The organism is Deinococcus maricopensis DSM 21211, assembly GCF_000186385.1.
Taxonomy (GTDB): domain Bacteria; phylum Deinococcota; class Deinococci; order Deinococcales; family Deinococcaceae; genus Deinococcus_B; species Deinococcus_B maricopensis.
This window is the reverse complement of sequence record NC_014958.1, coordinates 530,001-549,277: the sequence shown is the minus strand read 5'-3', so window position 1 is coordinate 549,277 and position 19,277 is coordinate 530,001. Positions and strand designations below refer to the sequence as shown.

Here is a 19,277-nt window from a genome sequence, read left to right as displayed (position 1 = left end):
GCGTGCCCGCCGTCCCCATGGGACGGCGGGCACGCACCAGGGCGGGCGTCAGCTCTGCAGGGCCCAGGCGAAGCTGTCGCGGGCGCGGCCGCGCATGGCGTGCACGCGCGCGTTGTCGTACGGCGCGCGGTGCAGCGCGGCGCGCAGCAGCTCGTCCTCGTCGAAGCTGGTGGGGACGTACGGCGCGCCCGCGTCGGTGCAGAACCCCTGCACTTTCGGGTCGTAGCTGACGCCCGCGAACGGCGTGCCCGCCGCGGCCGCCAGAATCACGGCGTGCAGGCGCACGCCGATCACGAACCCGGCGCTGGCGATGGTGTCCATGGCGACTTGCGGGTCGCTGGTGCTCACGTACTCCCCGCTGAGCGCGCGGGCGGCAGCGTCGTCCTTGCCGGGCATGAACGCCAGCGCGATCACGCGGCGACCCTCGGCACGCAGACGCTCCGCGAGGCGCACGAGGCGATCGTTGGCGTCCTGCACGTCGCCGCGCGGGGCGATCACAACGGCGCGTTCGTCGCGCGTCACGCCCGGCGTCGGTTCGAGCAGCAGGGCGGGATCGCCGCCGAGGCGCGCGTCCAGGCCGAGCGTGCGGAGCGTCTCGCAGCTGAGCTGGTCGCGGACGATGATCGTCATGCCGCGCAGCGCCCGGGCGACGCGCACGCCGCCCTCCAGGCTGAGCGGGCCGACGCCCTGGTTGAACACGACGGCGCGCTTGCCGAGCAGCCGCGCGACGCGGATCACGGCGAGGTAGTACGTGAGGTTGCGGGCGCTGGTATGGTCCTGCAGCAGGCTCCCGCCGCCGCTCAGGAGCACGTCCGCGCGCATCAGGGCGCGCAGCAGCCCCACGGGCCGCATGCGCGGAGCGCTTTCCACGCCGTACGTGCGGGCGGTGTGGTCGGGCGCGTTGCTGAGGATGACGGGGGTGTGCCCGAGGCGGCGCAGCTCGCGGGAGATGGCGAGCGCGAGCGCCTCGTCGCCGGTGTTGCCGTACCCGTAATAGCCGTTCACGGCGACGCGCAGCGGCCGGGGGGTCATGCGGTCCGCCCTTCGGGCGCGCGGTACGCGCGGAACGTGCGGATCGCCCACGCGACGAGCGGAATCAGGATGAAGCCGAGCACGCCGCCGAACAGCACGCCGTTGACCATGCGCGAGCCGCTGATCAGCAGGGGCGTATGGAAGTGACTGAAGGTGTTCAGGATGCTGGCCTGCCCGACGACGCCGCCGAGCAGCAGCAGGCTGTTCATGTACGGCGGGAACAGGCGGCTCAGGCCGAGGATGGCGAGGGGGTGCCCGGCGAGTTCCTTGAAGCGCGGGCGGATGATCTGCTCCTGCAGCGCGGCGCGCACCTTCGCTTCGGTGGCGCTCACGCCGACGGCGGGGGTGTTGCCGCGGCGCAGGACGACCAGCGCGATGACGGCGAGGCCCGCAATCAGGATGGCGAGGTCGCCGAGGCGCATGGGGGTGTTGTAAAGGTCGGTGGCGGTCTTGCGCAGGTCCTGTTTCGGCAGGAACGTGAGGGCGAGCAGCGCGAGCGGCACGACGAGCGTGAGGCCCACACCCCGGAACGGTTCCAGGCCGAGGGTGCTGAGGCGGTCGGCGCCGAGGGCGCTGACGAACAGCACGCCGAGCACGCTGAAGGCCGTGGCGAGCAGCCAGTCGGTGGGGCGTTCGCGGCGCAGGCTGAAGCCGAGCACGGGGAAGGTCACGGCGGCGATCAGGGCGCCCGCAGCGAGCGGGTGCGTGCCGTTCGTGGCGAGCGCGAGGCCGAGCACGCCCAGCGCGGCGAGCGCGCCGAGGCGCGTGAGGGGCACGCTCAGGGCGTACAGCGCGAGCGCGACGAGGGGGCCGAGCAGCGCCAGCCAGCGCAGCGTCGGGGTGGGCTGGAATTCGCCGATGACGGGCTTCCCGATGGTCACGCCAGCCTTGCGCAGGCCGCGGACGGTGTCGTCGAGGAAGGTGATGGTGCCGTCTACCGTGGAGAACGGGCGGGCGTACAGCAGGCGGTGGCTGCGTTCGCGCGCGGCGAGCACGAACTTGTCGGCGACTTCGGCGGGTTGCAGCAGGTCCTGCCATTCCGGGCGGATGCTGAACGTGCGAATACCGGGGCGGTGCTCGATCAGGGTGGTGATGCCGGCCTGCTGCGAGCCGTCCCCGGACTCGATCAGGGCGGGCAGGCGCTGCCCGAGGCGCGCGTCGATGGCCTTGAGGGTGGGGTCGGCGTCGTACCCGAGGACCTTGGTGCCGTTGAAGATGATGTACGGCACGTCCGGCCAGTCCGCGCCGGGGGTCTTCACGGTGGGGCTGTCGTACGGGCGGTACGCGATGACGTACCCGGCGGCCTTGAGGCGCGCCACGAGGTCCGCGTCGGGCCCGGCCGGCAGGAAGCGCGGGTCGGCGGGCCAGTACGTCCACGTCTGGTCCGCGACGCGCAGCGTGCGGGTGGGGATGTTGAAGCGCGCGGTGAGGGTGGCGTTCGCGCCGGGCGTGATGTCGCGCGTGTAGTACCCTTCGGGTTTGATGGGCGCGTCCGGGTAGCGCAGCTTCAGTTCGCTGCCCTCCTCGAACTCGATGCGGCCGCGCTGCACGCCGGTCTGCACGGTCGTTTCGTAGATGGCGACGCCGTTCACGCCATGCTGACGGTACCGGCCGAGCAACTCGAGCGGGTCGAGGCCGAGCGTGTTGGCCTGCTGCACGAGCGCGGGGTAATCGAGGATCAGCGCGGCGTTCTTCTGCGCCTGCTCGTACGTCACGCGCTGCCAGGCGAGCAGCAGCGCGGGAATGAGCGTGAGGGCCAGCAGCAGCAGCAGTGCGCGCTGGGCGGGGTGGCGGTGGGGTGCGGTGGGGGCTGAGGTCACGGTGTTCATCCTGTCAGGAAAACGTGGGAGGGGCATGCGGCCTTCGGCATACGCCGCGCGGCCTCAGTCGGCGATGGTGGCGCGGATACGCGCGGCGAGCATGTCGAGCGCCGGCTCGTTCATGCCGCCGTGCTGGATGATCACGTCCGCGTAGCGTTTGGTGGGTTCCACGAACGTCAGGTGCATGGGGCGCACGAACTCCAGGTACTGGTGGATGACGCTTTCGGGGGTGCGGCCACGTTCCTGCGTGTCGCGCATGAGGCGGCGGATGAAGCGGACGTCCGCGTCGGCGTCCACGAAGACCTTCAGGTGCATGCGCTCGCGCGAGGCCGTGTCGTACAGCGCGAAGAACCCTTCGAGGACCACGACGGGGGCGGGCAGGACACTTTGGGTTTCGTGCGCGCGCGTGTGGTTCGTGAAGTCGTAGGTGGGCATCTGGATGGGCACGCCGGCGAGCAGCGCGTCGAGGTGGTCGCGCAGCAGGTCCCAGTCGAACGCGGCCGGGTGGTCGTAGTTCGTGCCGAGGCGCGCCTCGAAGGGGATGTCGCTCTGGTCGCGGTAGTAGTTGTCCTGGTTGAGCACGGCGACGCCGTGCGCGCCGACCGTTTCGATCACGCGGCGGGTCACGGTGGTCTTGCCGCTGCCGCTGCCGCCGGCGACGCCGATCACGAAGGGTTTCATGGATTGCACGCTCCTGAGGGCCTCCGGGCGCGCGGCCCGGAGGTGGGTGGGGTGAATGGGGTTACTGGCCGGCGTACTGGCCGCTGATGGAGCCGATCAGTTCGATGCGGCGCAGCGCGAGTTTACGGGCGACGACGTGCGGCGGCTTCTCGTACTTCTGCGCGGTCGCGCAGATCTGCGCGACGCTCTCGTACACGCGTTCCGCCGCCGTTTCGATGCTGAGGTTCTGCGCGGCGCTCATCAGGCCGGCGCTGTTGATGGCGAAGTCCGGGATGTATGTGATGCCCGCTTCGCGCACGAGCGTCTCGCCGTTGTGGCTGAGCGGGTGGTGTTCGCTGCCGGCGATCACCCGGCACTGCAAGCGGGGCACGTCGGCGCTTTTGATGCTGTGCCCGAACGCGCACGGCGCGAATACGTCGCACGGCACGTCGAAGATGTCAGCGGCGCTCACGACGGTGACGCGCTCGCCGAGGTCGTCCGCGAGGGCCTGCGCGCGCTCAGACATCAGGTCTGCGACGGTGAGGCGCGCGCCCTCGCGGTGCAGGTGCTGCGCGAGGGTGCGCCCGACTGCGCCCGCGCCGAGCAGCGCGACGCGCACGCCGCGCATGCTCTCGCCGCCGAGGTAGGCGCGCGCGGCGGCCTTGATGCCGCGGTACACGCCGTACGCGGTGACGGTGGGCGTGTCGGTGTGCATGCCCATGGTGCTGTCGGTTTCCTGCGCGGCGAAGGCGATGTCGCGGCCGGTCACGCCGACGTCCTCGGTGAGGATGACGCGGCCACCGCGGTAACGGATCTGCCGGCCGAGCGCGCGGAACAGCGCCTCGCGGGCGTGCCCGTCGATGTCGCCGCCTTCCGGGGGGAGCATGACGCACGCGCCCCCGCCGTAGTTCAGGCCCGCGAGGGCGGCCTTGAGCGTGACGGACTCGCTGAGGGCGAGGGCGTCGCGCACGGCGCGTTCCTCGGTGCAGGGCATCAGGCGGCAGCCGGCAATGGCAGGGCCGAGCACGGTGGAGTGCACGGCGAGCACGGCGCGCAGGCCGCTGGGGGCGTGGTGCAGCAGCGTGACGCTCTCGTGGCCGCGCGCCTGGATTTCTTCGAACATCAGCATCAGAGTGGACCTCTCGCGGGGTGAATCCCCCCACTGTATTGTCGCGCATGCGCGCCCCGGATGGGTGGGGGTCTTTCCGTGAAGCTCACGAAACACAGAAACGTCACGAACAGCGGCGTAGGCATGCTTTACAATGTGAGCCGCGAAAGGGGTTTGCATGGAGAATATCGCGCCGCTGGCCAAGATTCTGGCTGAAGCGAACGGCATCGATTGGCGGAAGATTGAGGGAACCGGCGACGGTGGCCTGATCGTCGAACAGGACATCCTCAACTTCCTCACCCGCGTTATGAGCGGCGAAGAGGAGCCGCCCTCCACTCCGGTGGACCTGCCGCCGCCCGACTGGGAAGGCGACATGGCGGCCATGCCGTCCATGGACGCGGCGGTCGCGGCGCTCAGCCAGGCCGGCGTGGAGTCGGACATCACCGACTTCGTGAAATCCGGCGCGGGCACCGTGCCCACCCCGCCGACGCCTGCGGCGACCGCCGCGCCTGCGGGCCGTGACGACGTGGTGCAGGCCCCCCCGGTGTCCCTGGACGACGAGGGCATGGATTTCGAGTTGGACGAGGGCGACACCGAACCCGTCGAGGCCGAGCCGATTGCGGCGAGCGCGCCCGACACGACCGTGGTGGTCAGCGCGCCGGTGGACGCCGAGCCGATGATGCCCGTGGACGCTCCTGCCGCGCCGCTCGCCGACGCGCCGGCGCCCGCGCCGTACACCTTCCAGGACCAGCCGGACACGCGCATGACCAGCACCGCCTGGGACGCGCCGAGCACGCCCGCACCCACCCCGGCCGCGAGCGCCCCCGTGCAGGACACGGCCCCGGCGCCCGCCGCGAGCGCCCCGGAGCAGCCCGCGCCGGACGCGCCGCAGCAAGGTGGCGGCTTCGGTCTGGGCGGGTTCCTGTCCCGTCTGTACCGCCGCAACGACGCGGCTGCCGAGGCGACCCCCAGCGCGCCGACGCCGGAGCCGGTGCAGCCCGCCGCGCCCACCCCGGTGGCCGCGCAGCCTGAAGTGGCCCCCGCGCAGCCCGAGCCGACGCCGGCCGCCGCCGAAGTGCAACCCGAGCCGGTGCACGTCCTGCCGGAAGTCGCGCCCGTCGTGGCCGAACCGCAGGCGCCCGAGGAGCAGTACACGCACGCCGAGCCCGCGCCCATCGAGCCGGTGCACGCGCCTGCCGCGGAAGCCCACGTGGACGCCGCGCCGTTGGGCGAGCCGGTCGTCACCGACACCGCCCCACAGGACACGCCGGAAAGTGCCCCGCTCGTCGCGGACCAGCTGCGCCCGGACACGGACACCGCCGAGGAGATCAGCGAGCCGAACGTGAGCGCGCCCTTCGCCACGGAAACGCCGGCCCTGGCGGGCGTGGCCGCGGCGCCGGCAGCGGTTCCGGCGGCCAGCCACGGCACCGCCCGCGTGGCGCGCCGCGGTACGCTGCGCCGCACCCTCGCGGCGGGCGCCGCGACCGAAGCGGCTGCGCACCTCAGCGACGCGCTCGGCAGCCGCGTGCCCCTCGCGCTGCTGGTGGCGCGCGCCGCCACCCGCCATGACGGGCATACGGTCGCGCTTGCCCGCGTGGCCGGCGACGATGTGACGCCGATCCAGGCGGACCTGCACGGTGACTTCCGCGCGAACGCGCAGGCGTTCGCGGCGGGCACCGCCGGTGTCGGCGCGGACCTGCTTGTCATTGACGGCAGCAGCCTTGAGAACGGCGAGGTGCTGTTCCTCGACGGTCCGGCCCTCACGGTCACGCACGACGCGAACGGCGTGACGCTGACCCTCACCGGCATGAGTGCCGGCGAGGCGGCGCGCGTGCTCGACACGGTCGAGCGCGAACTGCAGACCCCCATCAAGCTGCTGTTCTGACAGCGGCGCAGTGAAGCGGAGGCGCGTGGCGCCTCCGCTTTTGCGTGGGCGTCTAGTTGCCGGTTCGTTCTTCCCGGCTGCTTCTTGTTACAGTGAGGCACGGTGCTGCGCGCCGTGCTTTTTTGCGCACGAGACCTGCGCGCGGCCTGGAGGCACGAATGCCGGGGATTGCGATTATTGGCGCGCAGTGGGGCGATGAAGGCAAAGGGAAGATCACGGATTTCCTCGCGCCGGGTGCGGACTTCGTGGTGCGGTATCAGGGCGGCGCGAACGCCGGCCATACCGTCACCGCGAAGGGACAGACGTTCAAGCTGAACCTGCTGCCGAGCGGCGTGCTGCATGACGGCACGGTCAGTGTGCTGGGCGACGGCATGGTCATCGACCCGGAGAAGTTCCTCGCGGAACGCCAGAACCTGCTGGACGGCGGTCTGAACCCGGAGCTGCGGATCAGTGACCGCGCGCACCTGGTGCTGCCGCACCACAAGTACGTGGACGGCCGCAAGGACTTCGTGGGCACGACCGGGCGTGGGATCGGCCCGGCGTACGCGGACAAGGCGCGGCGCGTGGGCATCCGCTTCGGGGACCTGCAGGACGAGGGCGTGCTGCGTGAGCGCGTGGAGCGCCTGCTGGAGGCCAAGCCGAACAGCACCCGCGACGCGGGCTGGGCGACGGTGAGTGACGCGCTCGGGTACCTGCTGCCCATCCGCGACGCCCTCGTGCCGTTCGTGCACGACACGGGCGCGCAGCTGCGCGCGGCGATCACGGCGGGCCGCAACGTGCTGTTCGAGGGGGCGCAGGCGACGCTGCTGGACCTGAACTACGGCACGTACCCGTTCGTGACGAGCAGCCACCCGACGGTGGGCGGCATCCTGGTGGGCGCGGGCGTGAACCACAAGGCCGTCGGCAAGGTGTACGGCGTGGCGAAGGCGTTCAACACGCGCGTCGGGCACGGGCCGTTCGTGACCGAGGTGTTCGGCGACATGGAGACGCGCCTGCGCGGCGACGGCAGCAAACCCTGGGACGAGTTCGGCACGACGACGGGCCGCGCGCGCCGCGTGGGCTGGCTGGACCTCGCGCTGCTGAAGTACGCGGTGGACGTGAACGGCCTCGACGGCCTGGTGATCAACAAGATGGACGTCGTGGCGGGCCTGGAGACGCTGCCGGTGTGCACGGCGTACGGCAGCGAGGGGCAGCCCCTCTACCGTGAGATGCCCGGCTGGGCCAGCACGGACGGCGCGACGAGCCGTGACACGCTGCCCAAAGAGGCGCAGGCGTACCTGGACCTGATCGAGGAAACCGTGAACTGCCCGGTTGTGATCTTCTCGTGTGGTCCGGCGCGCGAGCAGACGTACGGCGCGGTCGACTGGTCGTAACGTGCGCGGCGCGTCAGGGCCGGCCCGGGTGGGCGGGCCCTGACGCGTCTGGCTTTGTCGTTGTCCACGCGGTTTTTCGGCGATACGACTGACAGTTCGGACCTCTCATGGTCGCTACACTTTCGTTTATTGCCCGCCAGTCGCGGTGCGGCGCCTGCCGCGTCACGGCCGGCCAGAAGGGACCTGTCACATGACCGCCAACGAAATCCTGGAACCCGAAGGGACACCGAGCACGCCGAAAAAGGCGTACCTGTACCCCAACAAGAGCGGCGCGCAGCCGGTCATCGCCCGGCGTTACGACGCGGACTTCCGCCCGGACGACGCGTACAAGGCGACGCTGCCGGACATGACCGAGACGGTGGACGCCATTGAGGGCGCGCCCGTCGCGATTCAGCAGGTGGGCATCAGCGGGTTCCGCCTGCCGCTGCGCTTCGAGTCGCCGCAGGGGGAGCTGATGCTGGAGGGCCGCGTGGTCGGCACCGTCAGCCTCGACGCAGCAGAGAAGGGCATCAACATGAGCCGCGTGATGCGCACCTTCTACACCTTCGGGGAGGAAACGTTCACGCCGGACACTCTGGTGCGCATCGTGCAGGCGTACCAGCAGCAGGTGGGGACGCTGTGCGCGCGCCTGAAGGTCAGCTTCAGCTACCCGGCGCTGCTGGGGAGCCTGCGCAGCGGCCTGAGCGGCTACCAGTACTACGCAGCGAGTTTCGAGGCGAGCGTGGACGCGGACGGCACGGCGCGGCGCTACATCGAGCTGGACTTCGTGTACTCCAGCGCCTGCCCGTGCAGCGCGGAGCTCGCGGAGCACGCGCGGGACGTGCGCGGCGCGTACGCCATTCCGCACAGCCAGCGCAGCAAGGCGCGCGTGAAGGTGGAGCTGCAGGCGGGCGCGCAGTTGCCGCTGATCGACCTGATCGAGCACCTGCGCCGGGCACTCATGACCGAGACGCAGGTGATGGTCAAGCGCGAGGACGAGCAGGCGTTCGCGGAGCTGAACGGCGCGTACGTGAAGTTCGTGGAGGACGCCGCGCGCCTGATCTACCGTGAGCTGCACGGGGACGCGCGCATCGTGGACTTCCGCGCGGCGTGCTCGCACATGGAGAGCCTGCATTCGCACGACGCGGTGAGCGTGATCGTGCGCGGCATTCCGGGTGGGTTCCGCGCGGACTTCATGGACTTCCCGGACCTCGCGTGACCGAGCCGCTCCAGTACGATTTCGGCGTGCTCGGCGCGGCGGAACGCTACAAGCTGGTCACGTCGTTGATCGTGCCGCGCCCGATCGCGTGGATCAGCAGCGTGGGCGCGGACGGCCTCGTGAACCTCGCGCCGTTCAGCTACTTCGGGCTGATGGGCAGCGACCCGGCAGTCGTGGCGTTCGCGCCGGGCGCCACGAAGGACACCGCGCGCAACGTCGGGGCCGGCGCGGCGTTCGTGGTGAACCTCGTGAGCCGCGACCTCGCGGAGGTCATGAACGCGACCGCCACCGAGTTCCCCGGGCACGTGAGCGAACCGGACGTGCTCGGCCTGGAGATGATCAGCATGCCGTGGGTAGACGTGCCGCGCGTCGCTTTGAGCCCGGCGAGCCTCGCGTGCCGGGAGGTGCAGACGGTGCGCATCGGGAACACGACCGTGGTGCTCGGCGAGGTGCTAGGGGTGAGCGTGGCGCCGCACGTGATGCAGGACCCGGAGCGGCTGTACGTGGACGGCGCGGCGCTGGACCTGATCGGCCGCACGGGGGGACGCGGCGGGTACGCGACCACGCGGGACAGCTTCGAACTGCCGCGCATTCCGTACGCCGCATGGTTGGCGGCCCAGGAACGCACCGCCGAGTAAGCTGCGGCATGACGCCGTTTCGCCTTCGTCCGGCCACCCCCGAAGACGCGCCCGCCATCGCGCACGTGCACGTGACGAGCTGGCGGGAGACGTACGCGGGCCTGATGCCCGGCGAGTTCCTGGAGCGCCTCACGAACGACGCCGCGCGCGCCGGACGGACGCGCATGTGGACGGACCTGCTGAACGCCGGGCAGGACGTGATCTTCGTGGCCGTGGACGCGGCGGGCGAGGTCGTGGCCTTCGCGTCGGGCGGCGCGGCGCGGGACCTGCCGGGCGTCAGCGGGGAACTGCAGACCCTGTACAGCGTCCGGGCGGCCCAGGGGCACGGGCTGGGCCGGGCCCTGACGCGCGCGGTCGCGGACGCCCTGCACGAGCGCGGGCACACGAACCTGGGGTTATGGGTGCTCGCCAGCAACCCCACGCGCGGGTTCTACGCGCACCTGGGTGGTCAGGAGGCCGGGCACAAAGTGGAGGCGGTGCCGGGCGGCGAGTTGCATGAGGTCGCGCTGGTGTGGCCGGACCTGACGGCGCTGCGGCGCGCCTGACGCGCCTGACGCGCCGCGTATGCTGGCCGCATGACCTTCCTTCTGCCGTTTCTGGAGGGTGCCTGCTTATGAGGCTGCACCTGATCACTGTCGGGGAGCCGAAGCTGCCGTACGCGCGCGCCGGGTGGGACGAGTACGCGGGGCGGCTGTCGCGCTACCACAAGGTTCGCGTGACGCGCGTGCCGAACACCACGCCGGAGCGCGAGGGGCAGGCGATCGTGCGCGCGGTCGGGAACGCCACGCTGATTGCCGTGGACCCGCGCGGCGCGCAGCGGACCAGCGAGGCGCTGAGCGCCTTTATTGATGAGCTGGGCGTGCGCGGGCACGGGGAGCTGGCGTTCTGCATCGGAGGGCCGGACGGCCTGACGGACGAGGTGCGCGCGCATGCCCACACCCTGCTGGGCTTATCGAAGCTGACCTTCCCGCACGACCTGGCGATGGTGGTGCTGCTCGAGGCGCTGTACCGCGCGGCGACCATCAGCAAGGGCGAACCGTACCACCGCTGAGGGCAGGCCGCGCGGTTAGACCCCGTCGGTCCTGACGGGCGCGGGCTGGGGCGTGAGGGTCGGCCCGTTCGTGCGGGGGCCGTCCGGCGTCCACTCGATGCGGTCGAGGCACATGCGCCGCGCGGTCTTCGCGGGGTCCCACGCGTGGTACACGAGGTAGTGGTGCCCGTCCGGGCCGAGCACGACGCTGTTGTGGCCGGGCCCGACGACCTGACCGGGGATGGAGCGCAGCAGGGTGGGACCGTCGCTGTCGGGTTCGGTCCAGGGGCCCATGGGGTGGTCGGCGACGGCGTACGAAACGCCGTAATTTGGTTCCTCCCAGGCACCGCCGCTGTAGAAGCAGTAGTACTTCCCGCCGTGTTTGACGACGAAGGGGCCTTCGAGGGTGTACCAGTCGTAGATCTGGCCGTACATTTCGCGGTTGTGGCGGTAGATCTGCCAGTCGGCGGTGGCGCGCAGGACGGTGCGGCGTTCCCCGTGCAGGGTGGTCATGTCGCTGAGCGCGCTGACGGCGAGGGCGGTGCCGACGCGGTGGCCGTCAAGGAAGTCACGGGCGTAGTACAGGTACCACTGCCCGTCGTCGTCCCGGAAAGGGCTGGCGTCGATGGTGAAGGGGTCGTCGGGCGTGAGGATCACGCGGGCGTCCCGGAAGGGCCCCTGGGGTGCGTCCGCGACGGCGACGCGCAGCTGGTGGCCTTTGTCGCCGGTGCCGGCGGAGTAGTACATGTAGAAGCGGCCGCCATGTTCGGCCACTTCCGGGGCCCAATAGTCGCGGGCGTGCGGGTCGTCGAGCGGGTCGAGGGCGCCGCCGAGCGAGCGCCACGTGATCAGGTCGGTGGAGTGCAGGACCTCGAACGCGCGGCCTTCGGCCTGGGGTCTGCCGCTGGTGCCGTACGCGTAGTAGTCGTCACCGACGCGCAGCACGAACGGGTCGGCGAAGTAATCGGGGTAAACGGGGTTGGTGTACGTGTGGTTCATGCGGCCCCCTGGGTGAAGTACGTCCGTACTACCGGTTTTGCGTGGACGACTCAAGGTGCGCCGCGCGGCGCGCGCCCGGTGGTGGCGTGTGGAGGCGCGCGGGGACGATGATTTCAGGGTTTGCGGGCATTAAGCGTTAAGCGTTGGTGAACTTCCGCACGCTCTGGGCGGGCGCTACTCTGAGGGCAAGAACACGTGCTGGTGGGGGTGGTCGGCTGGTGGCTTATGCCGCTGGTCGGCGTCGGTGCGCCGGTACAGAGCTCTGCTGTAAGCGCTTACATCCCTGGCCGTGTTCACGTTCACTCGGAGGACCCCCCATGCGTACACGCCATCTGCTCACCCTGATGCTCACCGCCGCGGCGGGCACCGCCAGCGCCGCCTACTCCGGCCCCAAAGTCAGCCTGACGTTCCTGCACGGCTTCACCGGCGCGGACCGCCCGGTCATGGAGCGCCTGATCAGCCAGTTCAACACGTCCCACCCGAACATTCAGGTGCGCGCGCAGGCGCAACCCTGGGGCACGACCTGGCAGCAGCTCCCGTCGCTCGTCGCGTCGGGCCGCGCCCCGGACGTGGTCGTCATCAACGAAGACCAGATCACGAACTTCATTGCGCGCGGCGCCGTGTCCCCCCTCACGGCCGCCGAACTCAAGAGCGCCGGCATCAACACCGCCAGCTTCTACGGCCCGCTGTTCAAGACCGCCGACTACGAAGGCAAGTCCTACGGCCTGCCGGTGTCCAGCGTCGCGTACGTGATGTTCTACAACAAGGACCTCATGAAGAAGGCCGGGCTGGACCCCAACAAGCCCCCCCGCACCCGCGAGGAACTGCTGAAGGCCACGCAGGCCTGCACGGTCGACAAGTCCGGCAAGAAGGCCGGGCAGGCCGGCTTCGACGCCAAGAACCTCGACACGTGGGGCATCAGCCTGTACAACAACTGGGTCGGGTCGCGCGCCGCGTACGCCGCCATCCTGCAAAACGGCGGCGCCCTCACCGACAAGAGCGGCAACGCCGCCTTCGACAGTCCGCAGGCCGTCGAAGCCGTGCAGTTCCTGGTGGACCTCGTCCAGAAGCACGGCGTCGCCCGCCCAAACAGCACCGAGGAAGCCGAACTGGCCGCGTTCAGCCAGGGCAAGGTCTGCTTCTTCCCCTCAGGGCAGTGGTACCTGGACCGCTTCGAGCAGCAGAAGATGAACTTCGGCGTGGCGTTCATGCCGCGCGTCGGCACCAAGCAGGACGCCGCGTGGGGCGGCAGCAGCCACCTCACCCTGCCCAAGCAGCGCGCCAACTACGACAAGAACAAACGCCTGGCCGCGCTGGAGTTCATGAACTGGCTGACGCAGCCCGCGCAGAACCTCACGTGGACCAGCACCGGCAGCCTCCCCACCCAGGCGGGCGTCGCGAAAAATGCCAAGTTCGCGAGCGCGCCCATCTCCGGCGTGTTCGCCAAGCTCGGCAACATCTACGCCACGAGCGGGGTGCCGTGGATGGGTCAGGTGCTCACCCCCTTCGACAACGCCTGGGCGAACGCCTACAGCGGCAAGAAGAGCGTGAAGCAGGCCCTCGCGGACGGCGTGAGCGAAGCCAACAAGCAGATCGTTCAGGCCCGCAAGAGCTTCCAGTAACCCGCAACCTTTCCGGGGAGCGCCGCGGCGCTCCCCGGTTCAGAAAGGAGTGGTGGATGACCCTCACCGTTGATCAGGGCAGCGCGAGCCAGCGGCACCGGCTCGCGCCTGCCTCTTTTGCCCTTCCGCTCGCGTTCGACCGGGGGGCCCAGTGACGCCCTCCACGCACACGTCCGCGCCGCACGTCCGCAAGCGCGGCGGCAACACCGTCGAGCCGTACCTGTACCTCCTGCCGTTCGCGATCTTCTTCGCGCTGTTCGTCATCTACCCGGTCGGGTACGGCTTCTTCGTGAGCCTGCACCGCTGGGACCTCCTCGCGGATACCCGCCCGTTCGTGGGCTTCGAGTACTACAAGAACCTGTTCACGCCCGGCACGCCGCAGGCGGAGTTCTTCTGGAACAGCATGAAGAACACCGTCTTCTTCACGGCGGTCAGCGTGCCGCTCCTGGTGTTCACGTCGCTGGGCCTCGCGTTGCTGCTGTACCGCCCGATCATCGGGCGGGCGTTCTTCCGCGCGGTGTTTTTCCTGCCGGGCATCCTCACCGTGTCCGTGATGGGCATCCTGTGGCGCTGGATGTTCGACAACCAGATCGGCATGGTCAACGCCGCCCGCACGGAAATTTTCGGCCTGCAGCCCCTCGCGTTCCTGTCCGTGGAGGGGCTCGCCTGGGTCCCGATCATCATCGGTACGGTCTGGTGGACCATCGGTTTCAACATGACGCTGTACCTCGCGGCACTGGGCAACATCTCGCAGAGCTACTACGAAGCGGCCGAACTGGACGGCGCGAGCGCCTGGGCGAAGTTCCGCTTCATCACCTGGCCGCTGCTGGCGCCCATCACGCTGTTCGTGGTCGTCACCACCGCGCTCGCGTCGTTCCAGCTGTTCGGCCAGAGCCTGGTCATCACCGCCGGCGGCCCGAACCGCAGCACCCAGAGCACCATTCAGTACATTACCGAGGAAGCCTTCACCAACAACCAGTTCTCGTCGGCGTCCGCCATGGCGTTCATGTTCGGCCTGGTCATGCTGATCTTCACCTTCCTGCAATTCCGCATCATGGCGCGTGACGCGCGTGGAGAGAACTGACATGGCCCTCCCTGCCCAACAGACCACGGCGGCGCCCACGGCCCGCACCACCAACGCGCCCGGCGGTCGCCGCGTCCCGCGTGACATCCCGCGCTTCATTCTGCTGTGCGTCCTCGCGGTCCTGTTCCTCGCGCCGATCTACTGGATGGTCACGACCGCCCTGAAAGCCGAAACGGACGTGATCTCCTCGCCGACGCAGTGGTTCCCGGCGCACCCCACCCTGGACAACTTCCGGGAGGTTCTCACCTCCCCCGACGGGAACATCCTGCGGTGGATGTGGAACTCGCTGTTTGTCGCGACGGTGTTCACGGTGGTGCACGTGTCGCTGTGCGCCCTCACGGCGTACCCGCTGGCGCGCATGCGCTTCCCCGGACGCGACCTGATCTTCTGGATCATTCTGGGGTCCATGATGATCCCCTGGGTGGTGACCCTGATTCCCACCTACCTGATGATGCTGAAGTTCAACTGGATCAACAGCTTCCACGCGCTGATCTGGCCGGGCATCGCCGGGGCGTTCGGGGTGTTCATGCTGCGGCAGTTCTTCCTCGGCCTACCCAAGGAATTGGAGGAGGCGGCGCGCCTCGATGGCGCGAACAGCTTCCAGGTGCTGTGGAAGATCATCCTGCCGCTGTCCATCCCGGCACTCGTGACGCTCGCGGTGTTCTCGTTCATGGGGTCCTGGAACAACTTCATCTGGCCGCTGTACGTCGTGACCGACATCGACAAGCTGACCCTTCCGGTCGGGGTGACGACGTTCTCGCAACGCTACGTGACCGAGTACGGCAAGCTGATGGCGTCCACCGCGATCGCCTCCATTCCGGTGCTGGTCGCGTACCTGTTCGCGCAGCGCTACCTGATCGCGGGCCTGTCCACCACGGGGATGAAGGAATGACGGTGCGCTGCCCCTCTCCCCTGCTGACTGGCCTCGCGCTGCTGCTGCTGGGCGGCACGGGCGCCGCGCCCGCCGCGACGTACACCAACCCCGTCATCGACGAGGACTTCCCGGACCCGTTCATCCTGCGCGTCGGGAAGGCGTACTACGCGTACGGCACCAACGCCGGCGGTCTGGACGTCCCGGTGCGCCGCAGCAGCGACCTCGTGCACTGGACGTTCGTGGGCGACGCGCTGGGCGGCCTGGGGGCATGGGCGAGCGGCGGGTTCACGTGGGCGCCGGAAGTGGCCCGCACGCCCAAAGGGTACGTGCTGTACTACACGGCGCGGCACACCGCGAGCGGTCGGCAGTGCATCGGCGCGGCGTTCAGCGCGAACCCCGAAGGGCCCTTCCGGGACGCGAGCGCGGCGCCCCTCGTGTGCCAGCTGGACCTGGGTGGCAGCATCGACGCGAGCCCGTTCACCGACCGTGACGGGCAGCGGTACCTGTACTGGAAGAACGACGGGAACTGCTGCAACCAGCCGACGGCCCTGTGGGGCCAGAAGCTCAGCGCGGACGGTCTGAAACTGGTCGGGCAGCCCAAGGACCTGCTGTACAACGGCGCCCTCTGGGAAGGGAACCTGATTGAGGCGCCGCAGGTGTACACGCGCGCGAACAAGTACTACCTGTTTTACTCCGCGTCGGATTACAACAGTGACCTGTACGGCGTTGGGTACGCGCTCGGCATGAGTCCGCTCGGGCCGTTCCGGAAGCAGACGCGGGACGGCGCGTGGCTCGCCACGAAAGGCAAGGTGGCCGGGCCGGGCGGTCAGGGCGTCATCACCGACGGGAAGGGCAACACGTGGCTGTACTACCACGCGTGGACGACCGGACAGGTCGGGTACGGCAGCGGCGGCGCGCGCAGCCTGCGCCTGGACCCGCTAAAGTTCGTGAACGGCCTTCCCATGCTGAAGGGGCCGAGCGTGACGGCGCAGCCCGCCCCTGCGAAACCCTGAAGGGGCGCCCACCCGGGCGCCCCTTCTGTGCTCAGGGGTGGCTTCTCATGCGGCGCGCTGCTTCGCTGTGAGCATGCGGACCTTCACGCGCGTGCTGCTGGGCGGAGCGGTGGCGCTCCTGGCCTGGTGGGCCCTGCGACCGCAGCGGCGCGCGGAGATCCTTCTACCGGCGCCGGCGGTGTACGCGGGCTTCTCGTTGCGGCCCACGCGGCGTCCGGGCGTGCGTGAACGGCTCATGGGGGCCTTCAGGCGCCAGCAGTGCCGGCGGCGTCCGCGAGGGCGTCGAGCGTCGCGTCCGCCGCGACCGTGACGTGCGTGAACCCGGCCGCGCGCGCGGCGCGTTCCGTCTGCGGACCCATGACGGCCACCGGGAAGTCCGTCCCGGCGAGGTCCGCGAGGGCGCGCGCGGCGCTGCCGCTCGCGAGGGTCACGACGTCCGCGTCGCGCAGCGCCTGAAGTTCCGCGTCGGTCGGCTCGGCCGGTTCGGTGCGGTACAGTTCCACGCGTTCGGCGTTCAGGCCGCGCGCGCCAAGCGCTTCCTCCAGGGCGTCCTCGGCGATGTGGCTGGCGAGGTGCAGGATGCGCGCGTCCGCGCTGGCCGGCAGGTCCCCGCCGAGGTGCGCCGCGCCGGGCGTGCCGGGCGTGAAGTCCGGGCGGATGCCGTGTCGCTCCAGCGCGCGGGCCGTGGCGGGCCCCACGGCGGCCACGCGCGCCGCGCCGAACGCGCGCGCGTCGAGGCCCATCTCGTCGAGCTGCCGGAACAGTTCCTCCACGGCGTGGTTGCTGGTGAGCAGCACCCAGCTGTACGTGCCGAGTTGCGACAGGGTGCGGTACAGCGTGGGCAGGTCGCCGCTGGGCGCGTAGCGGATCAGGGGGAGTTCCACGACGTCCGCGCCGCGCGCGCGCAGCACGCCGGCGAGGTCGCTGTTGCCTTCGCGCGTGCGCGTGACGACGACGCGGCGGCCCAGCAGCGGGCCGGTGTCGAACCAGCGGAGGGTGTCGCGCAGGCGCACGACCTCGCCGACGACCGTGATGGCCGGCGCTTCCAGGCCCGCGCGTTCCACCTCATCCGCGATGGTCTGCAAGGTCCCCGTGACGGTGCGCTGGCGGGGCGTGGTGCCCCACTGCACGGTCGCGGCGGGTGTTTCCGGCGCGCGGCCCGCGCCGATCAGGTCGCGGGCGATGGCACGGAGGTTGCGGACGCCCATCAGCAGGATCAGGGTGTCCACGCCGCTCAGACGTTCGTAGTGCGCGTCACCCTCCTGGGTGTTGCCGGTCAGCACCGCGAAGCTGCGCGCGACCTCGCGGTGCGTAACGGGAATGCCGGCGTACGCGGGCGCCGCGATGGCGCTCGTCACGCCCGGCACGACCTCGAACGGCACGCCGGCGCGCGCGCACGCCTCGGCTTCCTCGCCGCCGCGTCCGAACACGTACACGTCGCCGCCCTTCAGGCGCGCGACACGCTGCCCACCGTTCTCCTGCGCCTTCTGGACCAGCAGCGCGTTGATGTCCTCCTGGCGGATGTACTCGCTGAAGCCCTTCTTGCCGACGTAGATCGTTTCCGCCTGCGGGCAGTGGCGCAGCAGCTCGGGGTTGGCGAGGTAGTCGAACAGCACCACGTCGGCGCGGCGCAGGGCCTCGACGGCACGGACGGTGAGGAGGCCGGGGTCGCCGGGACCGGCACCGATCAGGGACACGAACGCGCGAGCGGCAGTCATACGCACAAAGTAGCGTGTGCGCCCGGGGACAGTTCACCCCCGGCCCAGGGGGACGCGGAACACCCGTGGGGTGTTCCGCGCTGAAGTCTGCTGCGCCCGCGCGCGCGGCTTACATGCCGGGGAGCTTCTTGGCCATGTCGAGGTGCATCTTCACGGTCGGGATGGCGCCCTTCACGATCTGGCGGAGCATCATGTTCGTGCCGGGCGTCGAGCTGTACTTCTCGAACAGCGCGAGCGTCTCGGCGTGGCTGGCGATCATGAACTCCTTGTACTTCATGTCGAACATGCTGCCGGCGGTGCGCAGCACGTTCAGCATCGCCTGCTGCTTGCCGTTCACGGTCATGGGGGGCGTCATGGGCGGCTGCGCCTTGGTGGTCACGGCAGCGACTTTCGCACCGAGTTTGGTGTGGTCGGCGATCATGTGCTCGGCGTACATCTTCACGGCCTGCGTCTGGCCGAGCTGACGCGCGAGTTTCGCCGCCTCGATCTCGAAGGTGTTGCTCATGCCAGCCTTCATGACGAAGGCCTGGTCGGTGGCGTTCAGGACGTTGCTCTGGGCGGCGGCCATGCCGGTCGCCATCAGAGCGGCGAGCACGAGGGTGCGGGTGGTGGTCATGCGTTTCAGCCTAGGGCGCGGGCGCGCCCCCTCCATGAAGCGCGCCCGGCGGAACCTGTACGGAAACTTCAGCGGGCCTTGCGGGAACGTTGACGCGGTCGGCTCGGTGGCTTTTGTGACAGCGGCGCCCGGCGTTCCTGCAGGCGCCGCGCGAACCACACGCCGGCCCACACGACCAGCGCCACGACGACGACGGAGCCGATCGGCCCGATCAGGTGCTGCACACGCTCGAAGTTCTCGCCGAGCAGGTACCCGCCGCCAGCATTCACGGTCGTCCACAGGCCACTGCCGAGCGCGGTGTACAGCAGGAACTTCCCGAGCGGCATTTCGCTGAGCCCTGCAGGGATGCTCAGCAGGCTGCGAATGCCGGGCAGCAGGCGCCCGAACAGCACGGCCTTGTGTCCGTGCCGGTCGAACCAGTCGTCCGCCTGCTGAATGTCGCGGCTGCTCAGCGTCAGCCACCGTCCGTAACGGTCCGCCCACGCGGCGAGGCGCACTTCGCCCACCAGGCGGCCCAGAAAGTAGAGCGGCAGCGTGCCCACCACGCTGCCGGCTGTGCCCGCCACGATGGCGAGCAGCAGGTGCAGTTCTCCGCGCGCCGCAGCGA

At 70.0% G+C, this 19,277-nt stretch carries 18 protein-coding genes (1 of these 18 only partly in view); 10 read left to right on the top strand and 8 right to left on the bottom strand.

Annotation, left to right across the window (positions count from 1 at the left end; translation table 11 throughout):
• Positions 1-48 precede the first annotated feature (48 nt).
• The 4 genes from csaB to DEIMA_RS02335 all read right to left on the bottom strand — a co-directional run bounded on the left by csaB (position 49) and on the right by DEIMA_RS02335 (position 4,641).
• A complete protein-coding gene (gene csaB / locus DEIMA_RS02350; RefSeq protein WP_013555628.1) occupies positions 49-1,032 on the bottom strand; it encodes a polysaccharide pyruvyl transferase CsaB in 984 nt (327 codons plus the stop codon).
• Positions 1,029-2,861 (bottom strand): DUF5693 family protein, encoded by a 1,833-nt coding sequence (locus DEIMA_RS02345; RefSeq protein ID WP_013555627.1) that lies wholly within the window; start codon positions 2,859-2,861, stop codon positions 1,029-1,031. The genes csaB and DEIMA_RS02345 overlap by 4 nt, the downstream gene beginning before the upstream one ends.
• 54 nt (positions 2,862-2,915) lie before the next feature.
• Positions 2,916-3,533, bottom strand: coding sequence for a uridine kinase (gene udk, locus DEIMA_RS02340; protein ID WP_013555626.1), 618 nt, complete (start codon positions 3,531-3,533; stop codon positions 2,916-2,918).
• A 61-nt stretch (positions 3,534-3,594) separates the two neighbouring features.
• Positions 3,595-4,641 carry a Glu/Leu/Phe/Val dehydrogenase family protein gene (locus DEIMA_RS02335; protein WP_013555625.1) on the bottom strand — a complete coding sequence of 349 codons (1,047 nt, stop codon included), beginning with the start codon at positions 4,639-4,641 and terminating at the stop codon, positions 3,595-3,597.
• A gap of 157 nt (positions 4,642-4,798) precedes the next feature.
• Between DEIMA_RS02335 and DEIMA_RS02330 the strand changes: the two genes are divergently transcribed.
• The 6 genes from DEIMA_RS02330 to DEIMA_RS02305 all read left to right on the top strand — a co-directional run bounded on the left by DEIMA_RS02330 (position 4,799) and on the right by DEIMA_RS02305 (position 10,765).
• Positions 4,799-6,505, top strand: a complete 1,707-nt coding sequence (locus DEIMA_RS02330; protein ID WP_013555624.1) for an E3 binding domain-containing protein — start codon at positions 4,799-4,801, stop codon at positions 6,503-6,505.
• Positions 6,506-6,663: 158 nt separating this feature from the next.
• Complete coding sequence (locus DEIMA_RS02325) at positions 6,664-7,878, top strand: adenylosuccinate synthase (RefSeq protein ID WP_013555623.1); 1,215 nt, start codon at positions 6,664-6,666, stop codon at positions 7,876-7,878.
• A gap of 190 nt (positions 7,879-8,068) precedes the next feature.
• Entirely contained in the window at positions 8,069-9,076 is a 1,008-nt protein-coding gene (gene folE2, locus DEIMA_RS02320; protein WP_013555622.1) for a GTP cyclohydrolase FolE2, read from the top strand.
• Complete coding sequence (locus DEIMA_RS02315; protein ID WP_013555621.1) at positions 9,073-9,714, top strand: flavin reductase family protein; 642 nt, start codon at positions 9,073-9,075, stop codon at positions 9,712-9,714. The genes folE2 and DEIMA_RS02315 overlap by 4 nt, the downstream gene beginning before the upstream one ends.
• An 8-nt stretch (positions 9,715-9,722) precedes the next feature.
• Positions 9,723-10,259, top strand: coding sequence for a GNAT family N-acetyltransferase (locus DEIMA_RS02310; protein WP_013555620.1), 537 nt, complete (start codon positions 9,723-9,725; stop codon positions 10,257-10,259).
• A gap of 68 nt (positions 10,260-10,327) precedes the next feature.
• Positions 10,328-10,765, top strand: coding sequence for a 23S rRNA (pseudouridine(1915)-N(3))-methyltransferase RlmH (locus DEIMA_RS02305; protein WP_013555619.1), 438 nt, complete (start codon positions 10,328-10,330; stop codon positions 10,763-10,765).
• A gap of 15 nt (positions 10,766-10,780) precedes the next feature.
• Here the strand turns inward: DEIMA_RS02305 and DEIMA_RS02300 are convergent, their stop codons facing one another.
• Entirely contained in the window at positions 10,781-11,743 is a 963-nt protein-coding gene (locus DEIMA_RS02300; RefSeq protein WP_013555618.1) for a glycoside hydrolase family 43 protein, read from the bottom strand.
• 317 nt (positions 11,744-12,060) lie between these two features.
• Between DEIMA_RS02300 and DEIMA_RS02295 the strand changes: the two genes are divergently transcribed.
• From DEIMA_RS02295 to DEIMA_RS02280, 4 genes are all read left to right on the top strand, one after another.
• The gene (locus tag DEIMA_RS02295) at positions 12,061-13,365 is read left to right on the top strand and encodes an ABC transporter substrate-binding protein (protein WP_013555617.1); all 1,305 of its coding nucleotides are present in this window, start codon (positions 12,061-12,063) and stop codon (positions 13,363-13,365) included.
• Between the two features lie 151 nt (positions 13,366-13,516).
• Positions 13,517-14,449 carry a carbohydrate ABC transporter permease gene (locus DEIMA_RS02290; RefSeq protein ID WP_013555616.1) on the top strand — a complete coding sequence of 311 codons (933 nt, stop codon included), beginning with the start codon at positions 13,517-13,519 and terminating at the stop codon, positions 14,447-14,449.
• A 1-nt stretch (position 14,450) separates the two neighbouring features.
• Positions 14,451-15,341 (top strand): carbohydrate ABC transporter permease, encoded by an 891-nt coding sequence (locus DEIMA_RS02285; RefSeq protein ID WP_013555615.1) that lies wholly within the window; start codon positions 14,451-14,453, stop codon positions 15,339-15,341.
• Positions 15,338-16,336, top strand: coding sequence for a glycoside hydrolase family 43 protein (locus DEIMA_RS02280; RefSeq protein ID WP_013555614.1), 999 nt, complete (start codon positions 15,338-15,340; stop codon positions 16,334-16,336). Before DEIMA_RS02285 ends, DEIMA_RS02280 begins: the two co-directional genes overlap by 4 nt.
• Positions 16,337-16,581: 245 nt before the next feature.
• Here the strand turns inward: DEIMA_RS02280 and cobA are convergent, their stop codons facing one another.
• The 3 genes from cobA to DEIMA_RS02265 all read right to left on the bottom strand — a co-directional run.
• Positions 16,582-18,054, bottom strand: coding sequence for a uroporphyrinogen-III C-methyltransferase (cobA, locus tag DEIMA_RS02275; protein WP_013555613.1), 1,473 nt, complete (start codon positions 18,052-18,054; stop codon positions 16,582-16,584).
• Positions 18,055-18,163: 109 nt separating this feature from the next.
• On the bottom strand, positions 18,164-18,670 hold the full coding sequence (locus DEIMA_RS02270) for a DUF4142 domain-containing protein (protein WP_043816388.1): 507 nt from the start codon (positions 18,668-18,670) through the stop codon (positions 18,164-18,166).
• A 68-nt stretch (positions 18,671-18,738) separates the two neighbouring features.
• Positions 18,739-19,277, bottom strand: partial view of a DedA family protein gene (locus DEIMA_RS02265; protein ID WP_013555611.1) — the 3' portion only. It continues 121 nt past the right edge of the window; the window shows 539 of its 660 coding nt (coding positions 122-660); its start codon lies off the right edge, out of view; its stop codon occupies positions 18,739-18,741.